This window comes from Clostridium sp. CTA-6 (assembly GCF_054768115.1).
Genome location: NZ_BAAAAU010000003.1, coordinates 155,353 through 177,615, shown reverse-complemented (window position 1 = coordinate 177,615; position 22,263 = coordinate 155,353). Strand labels below are relative to the sequence as shown.

General features: G+C 27.3%; 20 protein-coding genes and 1 riboswitch. Of the genes, 18 read left to right on the top strand and 2 right to left on the bottom strand.

Going from position 1 to position 22,263, the window contains the following annotated elements:
* Window positions 1-202: 202 nt before the first annotated feature.
* On the bottom strand, window positions 203-2,563 hold the full coding sequence (locus tag ACYUDJ_RS06110; protein ID WP_003489145.1) for an ABC transporter ATP-binding protein/permease: 2,361 nt from the start codon (window positions 2,561-2,563) through the stop codon (window positions 203-205).
* Window positions 2,564-2,903: 340 nt separating this feature from the next.
* Here ACYUDJ_RS06110 and ACYUDJ_RS06105 point away from each other — a divergent pair, with 340 nt between their 5' ends.
* The 12 genes from ACYUDJ_RS06105 to ACYUDJ_RS06050 all read left to right on the top strand — a co-directional run bounded on the left by ACYUDJ_RS06105 (window position 2,904) and on the right by ACYUDJ_RS06050 (window position 14,609).
* The gene (locus tag ACYUDJ_RS06105; protein WP_003489147.1) at window positions 2,904-3,575 is read left to right on the top strand and encodes a response regulator transcription factor; all 672 of its coding nucleotides are present in this window, start codon (window positions 2,904-2,906) and stop codon (window positions 3,573-3,575) included.
* On the top strand, window positions 3,575-4,603 hold the full coding sequence (locus ACYUDJ_RS06100; protein ID WP_003489150.1) for a sensor histidine kinase: 1,029 nt from the start codon (window positions 3,575-3,577) through the stop codon (window positions 4,601-4,603). The genes ACYUDJ_RS06105 and ACYUDJ_RS06100 overlap by 1 nt, the downstream gene beginning before the upstream one ends.
* A gap of 409 nt (window positions 4,604-5,012) precedes the next feature.
* Complete coding sequence (locus tag ACYUDJ_RS06095) at window positions 5,013-6,038, top strand: branched-chain amino acid aminotransferase (RefSeq protein WP_003489151.1); 1,026 nt, start codon at window positions 5,013-5,015, stop codon at window positions 6,036-6,038.
* Window positions 6,039-6,276: 238 nt separating this feature from the next.
* The gene (locus tag ACYUDJ_RS06090) at window positions 6,277-6,474 is read left to right on the top strand and encodes a helix-turn-helix transcriptional regulator (RefSeq protein WP_003489153.1); all 198 of its coding nucleotides are present in this window, start codon (window positions 6,277-6,279) and stop codon (window positions 6,472-6,474) included.
* Between the two features lie 2 nt (window positions 6,475-6,476).
* On the top strand, window positions 6,477-6,902 hold the full coding sequence (locus ACYUDJ_RS06085; RefSeq protein ID WP_003489155.1) for a hypothetical protein: 426 nt from the start codon (window positions 6,477-6,479) through the stop codon (window positions 6,900-6,902).
* Window positions 6,903-7,129: 227 nt separating this feature from the next.
* On the top strand, window positions 7,130-7,678 hold the full coding sequence (locus ACYUDJ_RS06080; protein WP_003489157.1) for a biotin transporter BioY: 549 nt from the start codon (window positions 7,130-7,132) through the stop codon (window positions 7,676-7,678).
* Window positions 7,679-7,913: 235 nt separating this feature from the next.
* Complete coding sequence (locus ACYUDJ_RS06075; RefSeq protein WP_043031689.1) at window positions 7,914-9,674, top strand: tetratricopeptide repeat protein; 1,761 nt, start codon at window positions 7,914-7,916, stop codon at window positions 9,672-9,674.
* A gap of 475 nt (window positions 9,675-10,149) precedes the next feature.
* A complete protein-coding gene (locus ACYUDJ_RS06070) occupies window positions 10,150-10,695 on the top strand; it encodes a GNAT family N-acetyltransferase (RefSeq protein WP_003489161.1) in 546 nt (181 codons plus the stop codon).
* Window positions 10,696-10,766: 71 nt separating this feature from the next.
* Window positions 10,767-12,254 carry a LexA family protein gene (locus ACYUDJ_RS06065; RefSeq protein WP_003489163.1) on the top strand — a complete coding sequence of 496 codons (1,488 nt, stop codon included), beginning with the start codon at window positions 10,767-10,769 and terminating at the stop codon, window positions 12,252-12,254.
* A gap of 282 nt (window positions 12,255-12,536) precedes the next feature.
* A complete protein-coding gene (gene cobU, locus ACYUDJ_RS06060) occupies window positions 12,537-13,094 on the top strand; it encodes a bifunctional adenosylcobinamide kinase/adenosylcobinamide-phosphate guanylyltransferase (RefSeq protein WP_003489164.1) in 558 nt (185 codons plus the stop codon).
* Between the two features lie 88 nt (window positions 13,095-13,182).
* Window positions 13,183-14,109 carry a hypothetical protein gene (locus tag ACYUDJ_RS06055; protein ID WP_003489166.1) on the top strand — a complete coding sequence of 309 codons (927 nt, stop codon included), beginning with the start codon at window positions 13,183-13,185 and terminating at the stop codon, window positions 14,107-14,109.
* Between the two features lie 8 nt (window positions 14,110-14,117).
* Window positions 14,118-14,609, top strand: a complete 492-nt coding sequence (locus ACYUDJ_RS06050; protein ID WP_003489168.1) for a hypothetical protein — start codon at window positions 14,118-14,120, stop codon at window positions 14,607-14,609.
* A gap of 139 nt (window positions 14,610-14,748) precedes the next feature.
* Here the strand turns inward: ACYUDJ_RS06050 and ACYUDJ_RS06045 are convergent, their stop codons facing one another.
* Window positions 14,749-15,516: a MerR family transcriptional regulator gene (locus tag ACYUDJ_RS06045; protein WP_003489170.1), complete on the bottom strand. Its 768-nt coding sequence runs from the start codon at window positions 15,514-15,516 to the stop codon at window positions 14,749-14,751.
* 390 nt (window positions 15,517-15,906) lie between these two features.
* A riboswitch (cobalamin riboswitch) is annotated at window positions 15,907-16,087 on the top strand.
* A gap of 143 nt (window positions 16,088-16,230) precedes the next feature.
* On the opposite strand from ACYUDJ_RS06045, the gene ACYUDJ_RS06040 reads away from it, so the two are divergent.
* From ACYUDJ_RS06040 to ACYUDJ_RS06015, 6 genes are all read left to right on the top strand, one after another.
* Window positions 16,231-17,712: a cobyric acid synthase gene (locus ACYUDJ_RS06040; RefSeq protein WP_003489173.1), complete on the top strand. Its 1,482-nt coding sequence runs from the start codon at window positions 16,231-16,233 to the stop codon at window positions 17,710-17,712.
* Between the two features lie 257 nt (window positions 17,713-17,969).
* Window positions 17,970-18,932, top strand: coding sequence for an adenosylcobinamide-phosphate synthase CbiB (gene cbiB / locus ACYUDJ_RS06035; RefSeq protein ID WP_003489175.1), 963 nt, complete (start codon window positions 17,970-17,972; stop codon window positions 18,930-18,932).
* 227 nt (window positions 18,933-19,159) lie between these two features.
* Complete coding sequence (locus tag ACYUDJ_RS06030; RefSeq protein WP_042386337.1) at window positions 19,160-20,248, top strand: pyridoxal phosphate-dependent aminotransferase; 1,089 nt, start codon at window positions 19,160-19,162, stop codon at window positions 20,246-20,248.
* Between the two features lie 263 nt (window positions 20,249-20,511).
* The gene (locus ACYUDJ_RS06025; RefSeq protein WP_003489179.1) at window positions 20,512-21,231 is read left to right on the top strand and encodes an energy-coupling factor ABC transporter permease; all 720 of its coding nucleotides are present in this window, start codon (window positions 20,512-20,514) and stop codon (window positions 21,229-21,231) included.
* A gap of 3 nt (window positions 21,232-21,234) precedes the next feature.
* The gene (locus tag ACYUDJ_RS06020; protein WP_003360875.1) at window positions 21,235-21,534 is read left to right on the top strand and encodes an energy-coupling factor ABC transporter substrate-binding protein; all 300 of its coding nucleotides are present in this window, start codon (window positions 21,235-21,237) and stop codon (window positions 21,532-21,534) included.
* Complete coding sequence (locus ACYUDJ_RS06015; protein WP_003489181.1) at window positions 21,512-22,198, top strand: CbiQ family ECF transporter T component; 687 nt, start codon at window positions 21,512-21,514, stop codon at window positions 22,196-22,198. Before ACYUDJ_RS06020 ends, ACYUDJ_RS06015 begins: the two co-directional genes overlap by 23 nt.
* The last annotated feature ends 65 nt before the right edge of the window (window positions 22,199-22,263 follow it).

Here is a 22,263-nt window from a genome sequence, read left to right as displayed (position 1 = left end):
AGGACGTGAGGAGCCAGTGGTGAAGCCAAGGAAGGCGCCTCTATTGGGTAAAAAATTTTTAATGAAGTCAAATTTAGAACTGCTTAGCAAAATGAATTGCTTTATGAATGTATTATTTATATTTACGGTTTCAAAATTAAGGCTATTTTTATTTTGAGACACCCTTTTTTATTTTTAAAATATATTTTTGTTTTTTAAAAATTTACTCACTTCTAAGAGCAATAACAGGATCTTTTTTAGCTGCCATTTTTGATGGTATTGCTCCACCTATCATTGTAAGAACAATACTAGTTATAACCAATGCAATTGCATGCAATGGATTTAATTGAGCAACATTATTCAAGTCAGTAAATTTATATAAAATTGAATTTACTGGAATAGTTAATAAATATGTGATGGCAATACCTAGCCCACCTGAACAAAATCCGATGATAAAGGTTTCAGCATTAAATACTCGAGTTATATCTTTTTTTCTTGCTCCTAAAGCACGTAAAACACCTATCTCTTTGGTTCTTTCAAGTACAGAAATGTAGATAATAATACCTATCATAATCATAGAAACAACTAAAGAAATTCCAGCGAAAGCCACTAAAACAATGGTAATACCGTCCATAATATTCCCAGTCAAACTAGTAATCATAGATGCCATATCAGTGTAGACAATTTGGTCCTCTTCCTTTAGTTTTTTATTCCAATCATCAAGATAAGTAGTAATATTATCTTTTGCCTCGAAATTGACAGGATAAATTGAAATAGATGTTGGAGAAGACGTAGCACCTAAAGATGCAAGTACATCATCTTTAGTTTCAACATTAGATGTAATATTGGTTGTCATGTTAGGTGCTCCATGAACTGCTGCAGTTGTTGTGCTAGTCTTTTCTGTTAGAAGATTACCATTCATAACATTATATTTTGCTTCTTTTTGTGCAAGAACAATTTTAGAGTTTTTAGCATTCTCTATAAAGTCTTGGGCTAACTGGTCTGAATAAACTATACCTGTGGATAAATTAGACACATTAGCATCTTCCTTTATACGAATGATACTGCTAATTTTTAATGTAATTGCATTTTTATTGTTATAAAGATTTTCTAAGTTTGTAGTATCTCCATTAACTGTAAAATACTTACCGGATTGAGTATAATAATCGTCATTATATATTAATTTATATTCTGTTCCTATCATAGAATTAAAATTTATATTTTTAGAATCTGCACTAAAACCTAATGCTTCAAGGATACTAGTATCAACTTGATTATATTTATCAACAACTAAAACCAATTCTTTTTCATTTTTTGGATAACTACCTGCTAATACATCATAGTATGATTTTAAATAGTCTGTTTTAAAACTATCACCTTTTGAAGGATATGTAGAGAATGCAGCGGCTGAAGTATTCATGCTTACTACTTTGCCATCTTGCTTTTTCAATATATTCATATTTACATTTCTTGTGTAAGAAATTCCATTAATTAAACTGGAATCTATTTTTTTGATGTAATCTACATATTCAGTTGAAATTGCATTAGCATGAACAGCAGCATCTTTACTTGAATCATATGGATAAATCATTGATTTATTAGGAAATTCAGTTTTTTCCTTGTCCTTGGATTTGGAAGATGGAGACATTCCAAGAGACATTGAATTCTGCTCAATACTTATTGGATAGTTGGAAAGAGAATCTTTTTCAAATTCATTTATTTGTTTATTAAATCCATTTGATAGAGATAAAACAAGGGCAACACCAATAATTCCTATACTGGATGCAAAGGCAGTAAGTGCTGTTCGCCATTTTTTAGTAACAATATTATTTCCAGATAGCTTAAGTGCTGTAAGGAAATTCATACTTGTTTTTTTAGGCTTATAATCGTTTGAGTTATTTTCTGATACAAATGGATTGGTATCGGAAACAATTTTACCATCGGAAAAACTTACAATTCTATCAGCATATTCTTCTGCTAATTCAGGATTATGAGTTACCATAATCACAAGTTTATCTTTTGCGATTTCTTTAATTAAATCCATTATTTGTTGGCTTGTTTGAGTATCTAGAGCCCCTGTTGGTTCATCAGCAAGAATAATTTCAGGATCATTTGCTAATGCACGAGCAATGGCAACACGTTGCATTTGTCCTCCAGATAATTGATTAGGCTTTTTATGTATATGATTACCTAAACCAACTTTCTCTAAAACGTAAGTGGCCTTTTGTCTTTTTTCTGATTTTGGTACCCCAGAAAGGGTCATACCCATTTCTACATTATCTACAATACTTAAATGTGGGATAAGATTATAACTTTGAAAGATAAATCCTACACTATTATTACGATATGTATCCCAATCAGATTCACCAAATTTTTTGGTGGATAAGCCATTAATAATCATATTTCCTGAATCATATTGGTCTAAGCCTCCAAGCATATTTAATAAAGTTGTTTTACCTGAACCGCTTGGACCTAAAATAGCAACAAATTCACTTTGTCTAAAGTCAATACTAACACCATCAAGTGCAGTTTGTTTAAATTCTCCTGTTGTATAAACTTTTTTTAAATCTTTTATTTGTAACATGTTTAATCTCCTTTCAATTTACTTTCATAGTATATATAAAGTTTTTAAACTGAATGTAAACTGGTGAGTTTATCCGATGACTACCCGCTCTAATACTCCCATCTTCTTCAAAGTGGGAGTAAAGAGCGGATACGTCCCTGGATAACGATTTCCCCTAAAGGATAACGACTTCTAAGGAGTAAAACTCCTAAGAATTCTGTTAATAAGCTTCAGAGGGAGTAAAAACTCCTTCTGAAGCCAAGAACTCTGTTTATATGCAGTTTATATTTATTTGATAAAGTTTTTAAGAAGAATAAAAATGTGTTATAATTTACAACCTATTAAAAAGGAGGCCTAGATAATGTTTAAAGTATTAGTAGTAGAAGATGACCCAGCTTTGCGCAAACTTTTTTGTACAGTACTTAATAAAAATGGATATAAATCCATTGAAGCTAAAGATGGAGACAGTGCATTAGATATATTATATAAAGAGTACATAGACTTAATTATTTCAGATATAATGATGCCGAATATGGATGGCTATACCCTCACAAAATTAATAAGAGAGTCAAATAATAATGTGCCTATATTAATGATTACTGCAAAAGAAACATTTTCTGATAAACAAGAAGGTTTTAGAGTAGGTACGGACGATTATATGGTGAAACCTATTGATGTAAATGAAATGATTTTACGTGTAGGTGCTTTGCTTAGACGATCCCAAATAATCAATGAACGAAGAATTGTAATAGGTGAAACAACATTCTTATATGACTTTCTAAGTGCTAAATATAATAATAAGGAGCTAGTATTACCCCAAAAAGAGTTTTATTTAATTTATAAACTTGTATCCACACCTAATAAGATTTTTACACGACAACAATTAATGGATGAAATATGGGGCATAGAATCTGAAACAGATCCAAGGACAGTTGATGTTCATATAAATAGATTACGAGAGCGGTTTAAATACAATAAAGACTTCAATATTATTACAATTAGAGGATTAGGTTATAAGGTGGTTAAACAGTGATGAATAATAAAATATCCGTTAAAATGGTAGTTGCTTTTTCTTTAATAGTTTTTTTTATTGTTACTTCGGCTGTTGTTATTAGTGGCTTAGTAGTGGTATTTCTTTCTCGTTTTAATGTATTTACTCAACCTAATCCTTTAATTTTATTAGGTTGGTTAGGTATTATCAGTATAATGGTAAGCACAGCGATTGCTCAAATTATAGGAAAAAAAGTACTATCCCCGATTTCTGATCTTAACAAAGCAACTAAAGAAGTTGCTAAGGGAAATTTTAATACTAGACTTTCAGAAAATAGCTGGACAGATGAAATAAGAGAAATGGCACATAGCTTTAATATAATGACTCATGAACTAGGTAATATTGAAACCTTAAGAGATGATTTCATTAGCAATGTTTCTCATGAATTTAAGACTCCTATTTCAGCTATTGAAGGCTATGCTACATTGCTACAAGATGATGAATTATCTGATGAAGAACGTAAGGAATATATTCATAAAATACTTATAAGTACAAAAAGATTATCTTCTCTTTCAGGGAATATTTTACAAATAACAGAACTTGAAAATCAAAAGATTTTACCTTTAGAACAAAAATATTGTTTAGATGAACAAATCAGACAAACTATTTTATTATTTGAATATCAGTGGACAAAAAAAAATATAACTTTAGATATTAATTTAGACAATATTACTTACATTGGAAGCAAAGAATTGTTAGCTCAAGTATGGCAAAATATTTTAGGGAATGCCATTAAATTTTCCCATCAGAATGGAACAATACAGGTAACATTAACACAAACAAATAAGGAAGTTTTAATTAAAATAAAAGATAATGGTATAGGCATGTCTGAGGAGGTTAAGGACCGAGTATTTGAAAAGTTTTATCAGGGAGATAGTTCACATTATTCAGAGGGGAATGGATTAGGTTTAGCACTTGTGAAAAGAATTATAGATATATGTGAAGGAACTATAGAAATCTCAAGCCATGAAGGAGTAGGTACAGACTTTATTGTCAAGCTTCCTAAGTAGAATATTTTATTAAAATAAAAATCATTAATAGCATATATATTGTTAACCTAAATAAAAAAATAATAAACCATTTTCTACAGATTTATAATGAAGCAAGAGTAAGATAGTTTTTAATATTTTTTAAAATTAGGTATTGATAATTTTTAACGTGTCTATTTTATTTTTCAAATATTACCCTTTGTCATAAGAAACTCCAGTAAGATAATCAATCTAATCTGTAAATTACCTAAGGATGTATTAATTAAAATAAAATTAATTTTAAGGAATTAAATTTTAAAAAAATGAGAATCATAAGAATAAATGTTAAATATAAAATAAATATTTATGAAAGATTCTAAATAAGGATACTAGGAATTATAGTTGTAGTAAAAGCCTTAGAAAAAATATTTTTAGTTTGGAGGTACTTTGAATGAATAAAGAAGTAAATATTGATTGGGGAAATCTGGGGTTTAATTATATAAATACAGATTTACGTTATACATCAAGATGGAAAGATGGAAAATGGGATGAAGGTCAATTAGTTGAAGATAATATGATTAGTATAAATGAATCTTCAACTGCTCTTCATTATGGGCAACAATGCTTTGAAGGATTAAAAGCTTATCGTACAAAAGATAATAAAATTCAACTTTTTAGACCAGATAGAAATGCAGAACGTATGCAAGATAGTTGTAAACGTATTTTAATGCCAGAAGTTCCAACTGAAAAATTTATAGACGCATGTATTAAAGTTGTTAAAGCAAATGAGCATTATGTGCCACCTTATGGTAGTGGAGCAACGTTGTATCTTAGACCTTTTGTAATAGGTGTTGGAGATAATATTGGTGTTAAGCCGGCAGCTGAATATATATTTTCTATATTCTGTATACCAGTAGGACCTTATTTTAAAGGTGGTATGGTGCCAGTAAACTTTACAGTATCAGATTATGATAGAGCAGCTCCATACGGAACCGGTGCAGTAAAGGTTGGTGGTAACTATGCTGGAAGTCTTTATCCACATGAATTAGCTGTGAAAAAAGGATTTGCAGATTGTATTTATCTCGATCCAGCTACTCACACCAAAATAGAAGAGGTTGGAGCAGCTAACTTTTTTGGAATAACAAAGGATAATAAATTTATTACCCCAAAATCTCCATCAATTCTTCCAAGTATAACTAAGTATTCCCTTCTTCATATTGCAAAAGAATATTTAAAGATGGAAGTTGAAGAAAGAGATGTTTTAATTGATAATTTAGATGAATTTAAAGAAGCTGGTGCTTGTGGAACTGCTGCAGTAATAACTCCAATTGGTGGAATAGAATATAAAGGAAAATTACATGTATTCCACAGTGAAACAGAAGTAGGACCTATAACCAAAAAACTTTACGATACACTTTATGGAATTCAATTTGGAGAGGTAGAGTCTCCACAAGGATGGATTGTAGAAGTTAAATAATAGGTTACAGAATTCCATAATTATAATTATTAATTTTGAATCTAATGTAATAATCATATCTGAGCCATCATTTATTAATAAGTTTACTTTTCTTATGGTAAATTTATTACAGCAAAGTGATGGCTTAGCTATTTCTATAATTAATTGTTATTATCCATGTAAAGTTTGCTTGACATGGGTTAAGAAATATACTAAAATAAAAATGTAAAGCGAGATTGACATTAGGAGGAAAATAAATGTGAAAAATAAGTTAGAAGAAATAAGAAAAGAACGAGGAATTAAACAGGAAGAGCTAGCAGATATTTTAGAGGTATCTCGTCAAACTATTAGTTCCTTGGAGAATGGGAGATATAATCCATCTATTATTTTAGCCTTCAAAATTGCAAGGTATTTTAATAAAAATATTGAAGATATATTTATTTATGAGGAGGAATAAATATGAAAAAGGAAAGATTAATATTTAGCATAAACAGTGTATTAGGAATTATTTTAATATTACTAGGAGTATCTGTATTTAAGAGTTCCGATCAAGGTACAATTAGAAAATTATGTTTGGCTATTGGTAGTGTATGTACTGCTTTTGGAATAGGTTCATTAATCCAAGAATTAATAGTTTCTACAGTTGAATGTGATGAAATAAAAAAGAAAAAAGATATTGAAGTAAAGGATGAACGTAATACTCAAATTAGAGAAAAATCCGCATACAGGGTATCTTACATTATGAATTATTTGCTTTGGTCCTATACGATTTTTTTAGGTGTTATGAAAGCTAAGTTGATTTTTATTATTCCTGCAGTAGCCTTAATTGTAATTCAGCTAATTCTTTTAATTTATTACTCCAATTATTATTCAAAAACAATGTAATAAGATAAATATAATATTTTATATATTGTATTTTGTTTATGTTTTATTAAATAGGAAAATTTAAAATGTAAATTAGGAATAGATATAAAAATTTTAAATTTTATTGTTAACCTAAATAAAAAATAAGTTGACGATAGTTTGTTCTTATAATATACTATTAATAATAAATTTTGAATACGAAATATAGTCTACACATTTAAATAGTATTTATAGGAGTGATATAAAATATGGCAAAAAAATTAGAAGTAAGAGATATGATATATTCAGCATTATTTGCAACTATTATAGGAGTTTCAAGTTACATTATTATTCCATTGCCCATAAGTCCAGTACCCATAACAGCTCAAAGTTTAGCAGTTATGTTAGCAGGATGTGTTTTAACTCCAATTCAAGCAGTTCTTAGTATGGTAACTTTTTTATTAATGGGAATTATAGGTATTCCAGTTTTTTCTGGAGGAAGATCAGGAATTGGTATTATTGTAGGGAAAACTGGAGGATATTTAATTGGATTTTTAATTGGAGCTATCATAATAAGTCTTTTAGTACGTAAAAATAAATCCTTATTTAATATGTTAATAGCTTGTTTTATTGGAGGAATTGTAGTAGTACATATTTTAGGTTCAGCATGGCTTGGAGAAGTTACTTCTATAGGAATAAAAAAAGCTTTTTTATTAGGGTCAGCACCTTTTATACCTGGGGATTTAATAAAAGCTGTTGTAGCAGTTTTTATTGGAAGGAAACTAAGTAAATCAATGAAAAGAATTGGAATACAATAAAGGCAATGAAAAAAACATAAAAAATATATAAAAATGTAAAGCTGCAAGAGTAGCTTTAAAAATTGAATACAATATAATTCTATAAGCTATTAAGTGCTGTGTATACTTAGTAGTTTTTTTATTGTAAAATATAAAACTCTATGGATTTATTAATAACATAATTATTAAGTTATAATATAATAATTTTATAGGGAATATAATGATTTAATAGATAATATATTTAGAGGTGTTTAATTTGGATAGATTCAGTTTTTTAAAAATAGAATGGCCTGAAATATATCAAGCTATATGTAATGCAGAAGAAAAATCAAAGAAAGATTCTAATACAACATTAATTAAATTAGCACAGACAGTAGAACTAATAACAAAATACATATTAAAGGAAAATCATATTGAAGCAAATACTGAATTATTGGATTCAATAAATTTATTAAAAGATTGTAACAAATTAAATTCTTATATGGTAGATTTATTTTATAAAATAATAGTTGTTTCCAATAAAGCTATTTATGAGGACTATTCTGATCAAATTATAGCGAAGTCATTTTTAGATAAAATGTTTGAAATATTGGTATGGTTTGCAATAGAGTATGGAAAAAGGGACTATAGAAAAGTTGATTTAAGTAATATGATACCAAAAGATAAGGATATGTTTAATAAATATATTAAAAGTAAATCATATAATGATACAGAAAAAAATATTGAAAATGAAACCATTATAAAACCATTTACTATAAACAATGAAGAATTTTTTAAAGAAGAAAATAACACTGATGTTAATAGATATGAGCAGGATGTATTTGAAACAAAGGAAGAGTTTTATAAAAGAATAAAGGACCATGAGATATTTAGTTTAGGTAGAATATTTATAGAAGAGTCTAATATTAATGAGACAGATAAGGTTGTTGCATTTCCATTTTCTATATATAAATCAATTCAAATTAAAATACCAATTATAGATATGTTATATATAGAAAAAGCTGAGTTTGAAAATTTATCCATTGAAGAAGAGAAGTATACTGTATTTTCAAAATTAGATATTATAGATGATAAAATTTGCATTGATATTAACAATATTTATATTGAAGTGAATAATAATAAATGCAAAGTTCATGCTGTAGTATTAGATATATCCTACTACGAAAGTTATGAAAAATATAGAAATATTATTTATTCTAAAAAACCTATTCCAATAGGGATGATTAAACTTAATAAAAATAAGTATGATATTAATAAAAACGAAATGCCTATTACAATCAACTATTATGATTGGATAAAAGAATATATTTTAAATACTAAGGCATATATAGAAATTGATAGATATGAGGCAAAAACTTTATGTAAAGAAAATTTATATTATATTTTAAATGGAAGATTAGACATTTTTAATAAAAAACTTTTAATAAGAGATTATTACATTCAATCCAAAAGTTTAGATAAAAATTTCAAAATAAAGCTTTATAATTCAGATCCAATGAATACATTAAGGTGTTTAGTAGATAAAGAAGAAATATTTGCTATGAATAGTATAGGTGAAATGTATTATAAGGAACAGAACTATAAAGAAGCAATGCATTGGTATAAAAAAGCATCAGATAAAGGTAATTCTACTTCTATGAACAATATAGGTTTCATGTACTATAAGGGAAAAGGAGTAGAACAAGATTATAAAAAGGCAATGGAGTGGTATAGCAAAGCATCACAGGCAGGGAATTTTACTGCTATGGGTAATATAGGATTTATGTATTATAATGGACAGGGAGTAAAACAAGATTATAAAGAAGCGATGTATTGGTATGAAAAATCCTATAAAGAAGGTAACTCTGGAGTTATGAGGAATATAGGAAGTATGTATTATGAGGGAAAAGGAGTAATAAAGGACTATAAAAAAGCAATGCAATGTTATAAAAAAGCATCACAGATAGATAATTTTAATTTTATAAAGAATATTAGTGATATGTATTATGTGGGGAAAAAGAGAGGAAATAAAAATTAGAGCAAGTATATTTTATTATTTTGTAATTGTAGAAATATATATAATAAAATTATACTTTGTTTTAACCTAGATAAAATTTTAAAGCTTAGAAATTGCCTTAAGTATATATGTTTTAAATTAAGTAAGAAAATTAAATAGATTATGGATTGGTTACTAAGTATTTTATTCTTAGTAGCCTATATTTTTATGCCATGACTATCTGCTGTGATACTCCTATTTCTTTAAAAATGGAATATAATTTAATTTTAGTTCCTAAATAGGTTTCATGGTAATCTGGGGAAATTATTATTTGAGGACATTTCTATAATAGTTTTTAATTTATAATAACAAATAAATGCTATTAAATCCTTTATAAGTAAGTTTAAAAAGAATTGTTATTTGGTATAATGTATATAAGATAATATTGTATTTAGTTGTTTTTGTGAATATAATTAGTATTAAATTAAAATATAAATTACGGGATAGGAGGATAAAAATGGGGAAAATAAAACAATCTAAATATAATATTAATGGTAAAACAATTATTATAAGACATGCAGAGGTCCAAGATGCTGAGCAGTTGATTAATGTTATTAAAAAAGTAAATCAAGAAACAGACTTTTTGTTAAAGGATCCGGATGAAGTTTGCTTAACTATTAAAGAAGAGAAAGAATTTATTCAAAGTCAAATAGATTCACAAGTAGATTTATTAATTGTACCAGAAGTTGATGGTAGAATAGTTGGAGTATGTAGCTTGAATGGAAATACCAATAAAAAAATAAGACATTCTGCTCAATTTGGACTAGCAGTTGAGAAAGAATATTGTGGGATGGGTATAGGTAAAAATTTAATGAAATCAGGAATTCAATGGGCAAAAGAAAATGGTATATTACGAATTACACTTGAAGTTGATATAAATAATTATAGAGCAATAAGCTTATATCTAAAATTGGGTTTTGAAATAGAAGGTACATTAAGAAATGACAAGATGCTATCAGATGGTTCTTATACAAGTGGTTATGTAATGGCATTGCTATTATAATAATTAAAATTTTGGCCAAAGTGTTATATATAATGGCTTTGAGGTGAAAAATGGGATAAGGAGGTGAAAAAATGAAACTAGAAAGTGGACAAAATAGAATAGTTAAAAGTAAACATTTAGGATATGGATTATTAAAAGGAGCAGTAGGTACTGGAAAAACTACTGCAGCTATATATAGAGGCATTTATTTAAAAAATCAATATTGTATGTATGATAAAGATAAAGTATTAATACTATCAAAACATGAAGAAAATTTAAATCATATTAAGAACATATATAATGATGCAGAAAAAACAGGAGTTCAATACATTACTTTATTTTCTTATATTGAGGACAAGTTATATTTTAGTGTTATATATAAAATTATAAACAAGTATTTTTGGGAGTACATAGAAAATAATAATCTACAATGTAAAATAGCAAGTGAAAAAGAAAAGCGAACTATAATTGAAGAATGTATAAATGATGTAAAAGCTGAATACAAAAATTTAAAATATATAGATATAAAATATAGTAAATTCTTTTTAGAAGAAATACAATGGATGAAAGATTGTATGTATTATGATTTAGAGGAATATAAAAATGCAGATAGAATAGGTAGAAAAACAAAAAAAGGTGAAGGTCCTCAAAGAATTATAAAAAACTCAAAAATTAGAGAAGCAATATTTAAAATTATGCTTTTATATAATAAAAAATTAAAGGATAAAAATTTGGTGGACTATAGTGATGTAGTATATATAGCATTAAAAGAAGCTTTTCAAAATAAAGAAAATACATTTAATCACATAATAGTAGATGAGGCACAAAATTTTACTAAACTAGAATTAAAATTTATAGAGGCTTTAGGAAGAAAAAATATATATTCAAGCATACTATTTGTTGCAGATAAAGAGAAAAGTTCAAATCCTAAAGGATGGATAACTAAGGGACGGAAATTAAATAATCTTCAATTAGGTTTTGAATTTAAAAGATTTAATTTAAATAAAAAAATATCTATGGATATTAAAGATATAGATGATTACAAAATTACAAAAAAAGTTTCAAACAGTTTTATGGATAAGTTTGAATATGTAGATATAAAGCATAGAAGATCTTATGAATTTTTCAGAGATCTAGGTAGTAATGAAGAAATAATTGTGGAAGATCAAGGTGGTAAAGAAGAGTATAAAGAGGATGAATTAGCAAAACTACCAGTATTTAATGATATAGCAGCAGGAGAGCCTATACTTATGAATCCTTGTGTAGAAGGAGAATTTAATATACCTAAATATTGGGTAAGGGGTATTAAAGATTGCTTCATATTAAAGGTAAAAGGTGATAGTATGATAGGTGCTAACATAGAAGATGGGGATCATGTGGTAATAAAGAGGCAACAAATGGCTGAAAATAAAGATATAGTAGCAGTTAACTTAGAGGGCAGTGCAACCCTTAAAAGGTTATTAATAAAAAAATCTGGAGCAGTACTTATGCCAGAAAATAAAAAATATAAACCTATAGAAATACTAGAAGAGGGAGCAAGCATCATAGGAGTAGCAGTGGGAATAATAAAAGGGAAATAGCAATATATAATTTATTTATGTATTTTGTATGTAATATTCCAATTGAAATTTGTAAACTTTAATACAAAAATTATTAAGTATAAGAATAACTTCATAAGTTTATTAAACTGTTTTGTATTTGTTATAATAAATACAAAACAGTTTTTCTATTACAAATATCTTTTAAATGAAAATATAAAAATCAAATGATTGCTAAATATAACTAAATAGTTTTACATGAAGAATAAGCATTTGAAAAGTGCTAAATATTTTTTACATAAGTATTAGAATGGAGAAGTAAATATGAAGGAAAAAAATAAAATTGTATTAATAACAGGTGGCGTAAGAAGCGGTAAAAGTGAATTTGCAGAAAGCTTACTTGAAAATGAGGAAAGTGTTTTGTACATAGCTACGGCAAAGATTACAGATAAGGAAATGGAACATAGGGTAGAAAAACATAAGAAAAGAAGAAATAGTGCATGGAGAACCTATGAAGGATATAAGGATTTAGGAAAAATAATAAAACATTATAATGAGAAAAACATTTTATTAGATTGTGTAACTGTAATGACAACAAACCTAATGTTTCATAAAGAAATAGATTATGAAAATATTAAAGAGGAAGAGTTAGATAGGATTTTGGAAAGTATTAAAAAAGAATTTTACGATTTAATAATATCAGTAAATGAAGAAAAAAAAGATATAATATTAGTTACTAATGAGGTGGGTTATAGTATTGTGCCAGCTTATAAATTAGGTAGAATATTTAGAGATTTTCAAGGTATTATAAATAAATTTATAGCCTCTTTAAGTGATGAGGTTTATTTAGTAACCTGCGGAATACCATTAAAAATAAAATAAAAATGTTCCCCCAAGGGATATGAACAAAATATATCTTTACTTATAATAGATAATATGGTATTATTTACCATGGATAGGGGGAATTGTTATGAGAATTAAAAAAATATGCAAATTGATTCTTGGACTAACTTTGAACTTGTCATTAATAGCTAGTGTGCCATCAGTATCTTATGCTAAGGAGAAAGATACTAAGGAGGTACAGGTATATACTGAAACTACAGATAAGTTTAGTAAGAATGTTTTTGAAGAAGTGTTTACAAATGAAGATACGAAATTTTTAAGAGAGTCTTTAAAGGCTGAAATAAAGTATTTAGAAGATTCTGTTGAAGTGAAAATTAGAACTAGAATTCAACCATCTACTGAGAAAGGACTTACTTTGTATGCCGATGGTAATCCAGTAGAAGTTAGTTCAAAAGGAACTATAATAATACCTAAAAATACTAAATTAATTTCTAAATTAAATAAACAGTCAAACCATAGTAATATGAAGGCTAAAAACATGAGTGCAGTTAATGGAGAAAATAGAGCTATAGTATCAGACAATTTTTTTACAACAGATATTAAACAAACAAGTTCAAATAAATCAGAATCTGTCTTTAGAGTTAGTTCTGGAGAACTTCTGGAGAAAATGGATCAGTTAGAAGATTCATGTGGTAAGGATCTTCATAATGCTAGATCTTTAAAAGCTAGTGCTAGAAAAGGCTATGGAGATAAATATTATACTGGAGATACAGTTCATTGTAATAGATTTAATGGACAACTTACAGATGATGTACATTATAACTGGAGAACTGGAAGTGCTGCTGACAAAGCTAAAGCCGTAAGGAATTTTTATGCAAGTGATTGTCATATAGCATTAGTTCAAGCAGGAAGTGGATGTACAAGCAAAGGCTCTTGTCAGTGTAATACAACAAAAAGGGCAGCTTATTGTTCAAGCTTTACAAGAGATGAAAATTCACTAAGAAATTGCCCTTACACATATCATAAACATACAGGATTAGTAATTCCAAGATAGTGTTTATAATGAAAAAGACTAATAAAATTATTTTTATTGTATTCATTGTTATATTTATAGGCTTGTCATATAGACATTTTACTAACACAGATAAAGCTAGAATGGAAATTTCATCATTATCAAGCATAGATGTTTTTAAGTTTAATAGCTTTTCTAAATTTAGTAATGATAAGATAGGTGTAATTTATGATGAAGAAAAATTATCAAAGTTTAAAGTGATTATGAATTCACTAGATACATCAGAGGGAATTAAAAAAATAGAAGTTCCTAAAGATGCTAATATAGAATCATTTAAATATTCTTATCATATACAACCTAACCTAAAATATGTTGAAGACAATAATGTGTATGATGGTTACTTTCTTTTGTACATTTTGGTAGGTGATTCAGAAGGGAAATCATACATAATTTTTTCTGGAACAGAATTGAGTTATGTTCTTGATAAAAACAATACAAATATTTTAAAAGAAATATTTTTAAATGTAAAAAAACAACAATAAATTAAGGCAAATCCAATTTGAAGCTTTTAAGATCTATCTTCATAATTTGGGTTTGCCTTTTTTACACAAACATGATATTGAAATATATGTTAAGTGATATATTAGAGAAACGATTTATAGATTTAAAAAAGTTTTACATTTATTCTTTTATATTATCACAATAAACATTAATAGCTTCTCTTAAAAATTTAGAAAGACCAACTTTATATTTATCTATATTGGATGTAAATCTTTCATCATTAATATAAAGATCTCCAAGACCTCTAAATATTTCAGGAGTACAGTTATAAAAGTTTTTAGAAATATGATTTCTAAAATCATGAACAGCTTCTTGAACTTCTTTATGCCCTGGATCTCTATCCATAAGATTTACTAGTTTTTTATAAATTTCATCCCAATCTTTCATTATATTATTCCAATCTTCTTTTGTATATTTAGAGGTTTTTTCATTACTTTCTTTATAAGCAGAGGTGTTTCCATATTTCTCTTTTACTTCCTTTGAATATTTCTTTTGATGTTCTTCTATTTTAGTCATATCAAATGCTCCAAGCACTTCTTTTTTATCCATTTTTATTCCTCCTTCAATACAATCTATGGTTTTATCCACAGATTGTATAATTTTTTCAAGTCTTATCTTTTTTTCTAAAAGTAACTGCCTATGAGTTTTTAAAGCTTCTTTTCTATTAAAATTTGGACTGTCCAAAATGATTTTTATTTCTTGTAGGTGAAAATTAAGTTCTTTAAAAAATAGAATTTGTTGCAATCTATCAAGATTTTCATCTGAATAAAGTCTATAACCTGCAGTATTTATAGACTCTGGTTTAAGTAAACCTATTTTGTCATAATGATGAAGCATACGTACACTTATGCCGGCCATGTCAGCAACTTCTTTTACTTTATAATGCAATGTTTATCACCTCTATTTTTATAATAAGCTATAACACAGTGTTAGGGTCAATGGTTATTTGAAATTTTTATAATTAATTTTTAAGTGTTATATAAATAAAATTTAGTAATTCATTTATTATAATTTACCAGAAAATAAATAATATAAAAAAGTGTAAAGGTAACAAATAAGAAAGTGTTGCTTTTACCATTATATAGATAAAATCTAAGAATATTTTAACTATAACATATTAAAAAAATTTTGTTATTAAGTTTATTGATAAATTTCTTTTGGTGTTAATATAATAATGTAGGAGATATTAAGTATAAATAAATATAATAATAAGAAATGTATGTATAAATAATTGTTTGTTGACAATAAGATATATTTGTTATAACCTTAAATATGGTAATTTAATAAAAAAATTTAGGTGCCTTTACATAAAAGGTGAAAAGGGAATGTGGTAAAATCCACAGCAGCCCCCGCTACTGTAATTGAGGACAAATCTTTAATAAACCACTCTTTATAAAGGGGAAGGGAAAGATGAGGAAGAATCATGAGCCAGGAGACCTGCCTAGATTTTTATTAGGTAAACTTTCGGAGGGAAAGATAACTGTGCAAAAGGAATATAATATAGGTGAACTATGCCTATTTTTAACTATGCATTGGCTATAAACTCTAAAGTTTATAGCCAATTTTTATATTAAAAAATAAATTGAAATTGGAGAGAATTTTATGGCTAAAATAATGATTCAGGGAACAGCATCTTCTGTAGGAAAAAGTCTTATAGTGGCTGCCCTTTGTAGAATATTTAAGCAGGATGGATATAGTGTTTGCCCTTTTAAATCACAAAACATGTCTTTAAATTCTTATATAACTTTAGATGGAAAAGAAATGGGAAGAGCTCAAGTACTTCAAGCCTATGCAGCTGGTTTAGAGCCAGAGGTTTATATGAATCCTATACTTTTAAAGCCTACTTCAGATAAAAAATGTCAAATAATAGTTAATGGTAAAGTGTACGGAAATAGTACAGCTATGGGATATCATAATTTAAAATTAAAGTTTAAAGATATGCTAAAAGAGCATTTTAATAAATTAGAAGAAGATTTTGATATAGTTGTTATGGAGGGGGCTGGAAGCCCTGCAGAAATAAATTTAAGAGATAGAGATATAGTAAACATGGGTATGGCAGAACTTATAGATGCACCTGTACTTTTAGTTGGAGATATAGATAAAGGAGGAGTTTTTGCATCCTTAGCAGGAACTATGCTTCTTTTAAAAGAGGGAGAAAAGGAAAGAGTAAAAGGAACCATAATAAACAAGTTTAGAGGAGATGTAGAAATACTAAAACCAGGTTTAGATATGCTAGAGGATATAGTACATATACCTTGTTTAGGGGTAGTCCCTTACACTAGATTACAGTTAGAGGATGAGGATGGAGCAGTAGAATTTAATAAAAAAGCCTATGCACCAATTGATATAGCAGCAATAAAGATGCCTCATATATCAAACTTTACAGATTTAGATGCTTTAAAATCAGAAGAGGATGTATCTATAAGATTTATAACTTCAAAAGAGGAATTTAAAGAGCCGGATCTATTAATAATACCAGGGAGTAAAAATACCATAGAGGATTTACTTTATTTAAGACAATGTGGATTAGAAGAACGTATAAAAGAATATAGTAGAGAGGGCAAAATAATAGGTATCTGTGGAGGATATCAAGTATTAGGTAGTAAAATTAAAGATCCATACAAAGTGGAGACAGATTTAGGAGAGATTGATGGATTAAATCTTTTAGATATGGAAACTATTTTTGAAGAGGAAAAGGTTACAACACGGGTTTCTGCAAGACTTTTAGATGAAGAGACTGAAAATGCTGTTTATGGTTATGAAATACATATGGGAATAAGTAAATATGGTAAAAATGTTACTCCATTATTTAAAATCTATGATAAAAATGGAGAAAAAGTAGATTACTTTGATGGAGCAATAAATAGAAAAGGAAACATAATGGGGACCTATATCCATGGGATTTTTGATGGAGTAGCTTTTAGAGAAAAAATAACAAATGAATTAAGAGTTAAAAAAGGTTTAAACAAGAAGAAATCACAAGTATATGAACATATGAGAGAAAAAGAACTAGATAAGCTTGCAGATATAGTACGACAAAGCTTAGACATGGAAAAAATTTATTCCATTATAGGCATTAAGTAATTTTTAGCTCTAGAAAGATAGTTTTATTACTATAAATCTTATGGAAATATTTCTTAGAAGATTTACTCTTTAGTAGTAAGATTATTGAAAGATTTGATTATTAGTATTAGATTTTTTACAAGTTTCACTTGCTATAAGAATTTCTTATGCTCTAGCAAAAGGAGTTATTTAGTGGAGTAGTCCCTTTTATATAAGACTAAATGTTAGGGATTTTAGACATATGATAAAAAAAGTAAGAATGTAAGGATGATAATGAGATGTATTTAAATGTAACTGCAAATTTTGTAGATATAATTATAGCGGTTTTTATAGATTGGATTATTGGAGATCCTCATTGGTTTCCCCATCCAGTTATATACATAGGGAGGCTTATTAATTTTTTAGAAAAAAAATTTAGAGCTAAAGTGAAAAATGAGGAAAATTTAAAGCTCTATGGTGAAATAATTGTAGCGATAGTGTGTTTTGCTAGTTTTTTAATTCCATTTATGATTTTGCAAGCTTTTAAATTTAATTTTTATATTTATCACGGGCTAAATATTTTAATAATATGGACAACTTTAGCAGCTAAATGTCTCCATGAAGAAGCTATAAAGATATATCATGCTTTATATAAAGAAAATATAGAGGATGCAAGATTAAAACTTTCTTATATAGTAGGAAGAGAAACAAAAGATTTAATTGAAAATGAAATAATAAGAGCAGATGTAGAAACCGTAGCAGAAAATGCATCCGATGGTATAATAGCACCACTTTTTTATGCAATAATTGGTGGAGCACCTTTAGCTATGATGTATAAAGGAATAAATACTATGGATTCTATGCTTGGATATTTAAATGATGAATATAAATATATAGGATTTTTCCCAGCTAAGGTAGATGATGTTTTTAATTTTGTACCAGCAAGATTAACAGGAATATTAATGTGTATATCAGCGCCAATAGTAGGGGGCAATCCATTTAAAAGTTTTAAAATAATGATAAGAGATAGAAAAAATCATAAAAGTCCTAATTGTGCCTATCCAGAAGGAGCTACAGCAGCAGCCTTAAAGATACAATTAGGAGGAACAAATGTATATTTTGGGCAAGTGGTAGAAAAACCTACTATAGGAGATGAAATAAAGGAATTAGCACCAATACACATAAAGGAAAGCATAAAACTTATGTATGCTAGTGAAGCGTTAATGATAGTAATGTGTGTTATAATTTTTAAACTTTTTTAAACTATATAGCTAGCTTTTTATCTTGAAAATTAATGATAAGCAATAATTAATTTAATTATAGGGACAGTTCTTTAATTTTGGTAATTAAATTAAAGTGAAAAGCAGGTAATTGATAGGGAAACTTTAGAAGTTAAAAATCTATATAAATTTTTTAGAAGTTTTTAATGTAATGAAAAATTATAACCTTAATTCTTAATTCGTAATTGTTTAAAAAAGGTGGTATTTATATGCATGGTGGAGATATTTATACAGAAGGAATTTTAAAAGGAAAAGAACTTATAGATTTTAGTTCTAATATAAATCCTCTAGGGTTGCCAGACAGTTTTAAAGATAATTTACAGGAAGCCCTAAATTGGGTACAAATTTATCCAGATATTCAGTATAGAAATTTAAAAAGAAATTTAATAGACTATTTAAGCTTTTTTCTAGATTATTTTTATAAAGAAAAAGTAGGCAAACTTAACATAAAAGAAGAAAACTTGGTTTTAGGCAATGGTGCCGTAGAAATAATAGATTTAGCTATAAGTAATTTGAAAAGCATATCTATTTTAGTGCCTTCCTTTGTTGAATATGAATTATGTGCGAAAAAATGGAATGTACAAATAGATTATTGTAATTTAAATGAAGATATGACATATAACTATGAAAATATAAAAAAATCCTTAGAAAAAACAGAAGGAATAATATTGGGAAATCCTAATAATCCTAATGGATCAGTAATAGATAAAGATAAGTTTATATACATATTAGATTATTGCGAAAAAAATAATAAAATTGTAATTTTAGATGAAGCTTTTATAGAGTTTACAGGAAAGAATTCCTTTAGTTTTTTAAACTTATGTGAAAGATACAAGTGTATTTTTATAATAAGAGCTCTAACTAAGTTTTTTTCTATGCCAGGCATAAGATTTGGCTATGGGATAAGTTTTAATAATGAATTTTTAAATAAAATAAGAGAAAAACAAAATCCTTGGAATATAAATTGTTTTGCAGAAATTGCAGTTAAATATGTTTTAAAGGATGAAGAGTTCATAGAAAAATCCATAAATTATATAGAAAAAGAAAAAATATTTATCTATGAAAATCTAAAAAAATGTGATTTGTTTCAAGATGTATACAGCACATATAGTAATTTTATACTTTGTAAGTTAAAGGATATTACAGGAGAACAGCTTAAACAAAGACTTTTAGATAAAGGATTTGTTTTAAGAATTTGTAAGGACTTTAAAACTTTAAATAATGATTATGTAAGATTTGCAATAAAAACTAGAGAGCTTAATCAGGCTTTAGTAAATATTTTAAAGGAAATAAAGTAAAAGAAAATTCCCTTTAAAGTGAAGAATTATTTCATAAAATGAATAGTTGGTTTTAAATATAAGAATAATTATATGAAATATATAGCTGTTTTTAAAGCAAAGAATAATTTTATAAAAAAGATACATATTTTTAAAGCTTAAGAATTTTAAGAGTTCTCAGTTTCATAGAAGAGGGAGTATTGGCAATGAGAAAAATAGATAACTATATTTTAAATATTATAAAAATATTATAGTTTAATTAATAAAAAATAGGAGGGGGAAAAATGAAGAAGAAGTATTTATTTTTATTAACGACCGCACTTGTACTAGCTTTATCACAAAGTGCATATGCCATGCATATTGCAGAGGGATTTTTACCACCTAAGTGGGCAGCACTATATTTTGTTTTAAGTGCACCCTTTATAGTAATAGGTGTAAAACACATAAGACAAAAAACTAAAAAGAATAAGGATTTAAAGATGTTATTAGCAGTTGTTGCAGCTTATGCATTTATACTATCTGCTATGAAAATACCATCAGTTACAGGTAGTTGCTCACATCCAACAGGAACAGGTCTTGGAGCCATAATATTTGGACCCTTTGTAGCATCAGTGGTTGGAGTAATAGTGCTTTTGTTTCAAGCCATATTACTAGCTCATGGTGGAATAACAACTCTTGGAGCTAATACTTTTTCTATGGGAATAGTAGGACCCATAGTATCTTATTTAATATATAAAGGATTAAAAAATAAAAATCAAAAATTAGCTGTGTTTTTGGCAGCAAGCTTAGGAGATTTAGCTACATATACTGTTACATCATTGCAGTTAGCACTATCTTTCCCAGCAAAAACAGGGGGAGTTATGGCAGCCTTCGCTAAATTTGCTACCATATTTTCTCTAACTCAAATACCACTAGCTATTATAGAAGGCTTAATAACTATAATGATTTTTGAGTTTATGATGAAATACTCAAAAGAAGAATTAAAAACTTTAAGTGAGGTATAGTATATGAAAAAACAAAATATTATTATAACTATAGTATCTGTAGTAGTTATACTTGCTTCTTTATTTATAGGAGGAGCAAGAGGTGGAGAATTTGCAGGAGCTGATGACCAAGCAGAAGGTATTATAGAAGAAATGAATAAAGATTATGAGCCTTGGTTTGAAAGTATTTGGGAACCACCATCAGGAGAAATAGAAAGTTTATTATTTGCATCACAAGCAGCATTAGGAGCTGGAGTTATAGGATATTATATAGGTAAAAAGAAGAATGCTAAGAACAATAATGCTTCTGTCAAGAACCAGTAAGCTTTCTAATATACATCCTTTAGAAAAGGCAGTTTTGAGTATAATCCCAATTGTAATTTTGGGATTTACTCAAAACTACATAATTGTTTTTTGCAATATTTTATTTTTCCTATTTATAAATATCATTTCTAAAAATAATAAAAAAATATTTACAAAAATAACTCTAGAGGTAACAGTTTTTGCAGCCATATCTTCTATAACTTTTGTTTTTGATTATGGAATTGTATACACATTAACTCTCATACTTAAAAGTGTAAGTGCAGGCTTATGTCTTTCATTTTTTTCACTTACCACACCTATAGATGATATGCTTTATTGCCTGGGCAAAAAAGAATATTTTAAAGATATCTGTGATATTGCCAAGGGAATGGAAAGATTTTTGGTAGTCATAAATGATGAATATAATATTTTATATAGTTCTATAAAATCTAGAGGTGGATTTGACAGCTTTAAACTTAAAATTAGAAATACAGGAAAAATGGCAGCTCTTCTTTTTATAAATACATTAAGTAGATGGAAAATAATAAAAGAAGGATTAGACAGTAGAGGATATGTAGGATATATGCCTTATTTAGAGAGAGAATTTGATTTTTCTTATATAAGATTTTTTAGTATACTCACCTATATTATTTTAATACTATTATTAGTAATATTTTTAAAATAAAAACAACAATTTAAGAATTGTAAAAGATTGGAAGTTGATTATATAAATTTAAATAGTTAGAACCC

Bases quoted from the DNA above. Each gene is read 5' to 3' on its own strand.
- cobU (WP_003489164.1), top strand. From the start codon at position 12,537: ATGAAGGAAAAAAATAAAATTGTATTAATAACAGGTGGCGTAAGAAGC.
- ACYUDJ_RS06015 (WP_003489181.1), top strand. From the start codon at position 21,512: ATGCTTCTGTCAAGAACCAGTAAGCTTTCTAATATACATCCTTTAGAA.
- ACYUDJ_RS06055 (WP_003489166.1), top strand. From the start codon at position 13,183: ATGAGAATTAAAAAAATATGCAAATTGATTCTTGGACTAACTTTGAAC.
- ACYUDJ_RS06110 (WP_003489145.1), bottom strand. From the start codon at position 2,563: ATGTTACAAATAAAAGATTTAAAAAAAGTTTATACAACAGGAGAATTT.
- ACYUDJ_RS06025 (WP_003489179.1), top strand. From the start codon at position 20,512: ATGAAGAAGAAGTATTTATTTTTATTAACGACCGCACTTGTACTAGCT.
- ACYUDJ_RS06095 (WP_003489151.1), top strand. From the start codon at position 5,013: ATGAATAAAGAAGTAAATATTGATTGGGGAAATCTGGGGTTTAATTAT.
- ACYUDJ_RS06050 (WP_003489168.1), top strand. From the start codon at position 14,118: ATGAAAAAGACTAATAAAATTATTTTTATTGTATTCATTGTTATATTT.
- ACYUDJ_RS06080 (WP_003489157.1), top strand. From the start codon at position 7,130: ATGGCAAAAAAATTAGAAGTAAGAGATATGATATATTCAGCATTATTT.
- ACYUDJ_RS06100 (WP_003489150.1), top strand. From the start codon at position 3,575: ATGAATAATAAAATATCCGTTAAAATGGTAGTTGCTTTTTCTTTAATA.
- cbiB (WP_003489175.1), top strand. From the start codon at position 17,970: ATGTATTTAAATGTAACTGCAAATTTTGTAGATATAATTATAGCGGTT.
- ACYUDJ_RS06020 (WP_003360875.1), top strand. From the start codon at position 21,235: ATGAAAAAACAAAATATTATTATAACTATAGTATCTGTAGTAGTTATA.
- ACYUDJ_RS06040 (WP_003489173.1), top strand. From the start codon at position 16,231: ATGGCTAAAATAATGATTCAGGGAACAGCATCTTCTGTAGGAAAAAGT.
- ACYUDJ_RS06065 (WP_003489163.1), top strand. From the start codon at position 10,767: ATGAAACTAGAAAGTGGACAAAATAGAATAGTTAAAAGTAAACATTTA.
- ACYUDJ_RS06085 (WP_003489155.1), top strand. From the start codon at position 6,477: ATGAAAAAGGAAAGATTAATATTTAGCATAAACAGTGTATTAGGAATT.
- ACYUDJ_RS06030 (WP_042386337.1), top strand. From the start codon at position 19,160: ATGCATGGTGGAGATATTTATACAGAAGGAATTTTAAAAGGAAAAGAA.
- ACYUDJ_RS06105 (WP_003489147.1), top strand. From the start codon at position 2,904: ATGTTTAAAGTATTAGTAGTAGAAGATGACCCAGCTTTGCGCAAACTT.
- ACYUDJ_RS06070 (WP_003489161.1), top strand. From the start codon at position 10,150: ATGGGGAAAATAAAACAATCTAAATATAATATTAATGGTAAAACAATT.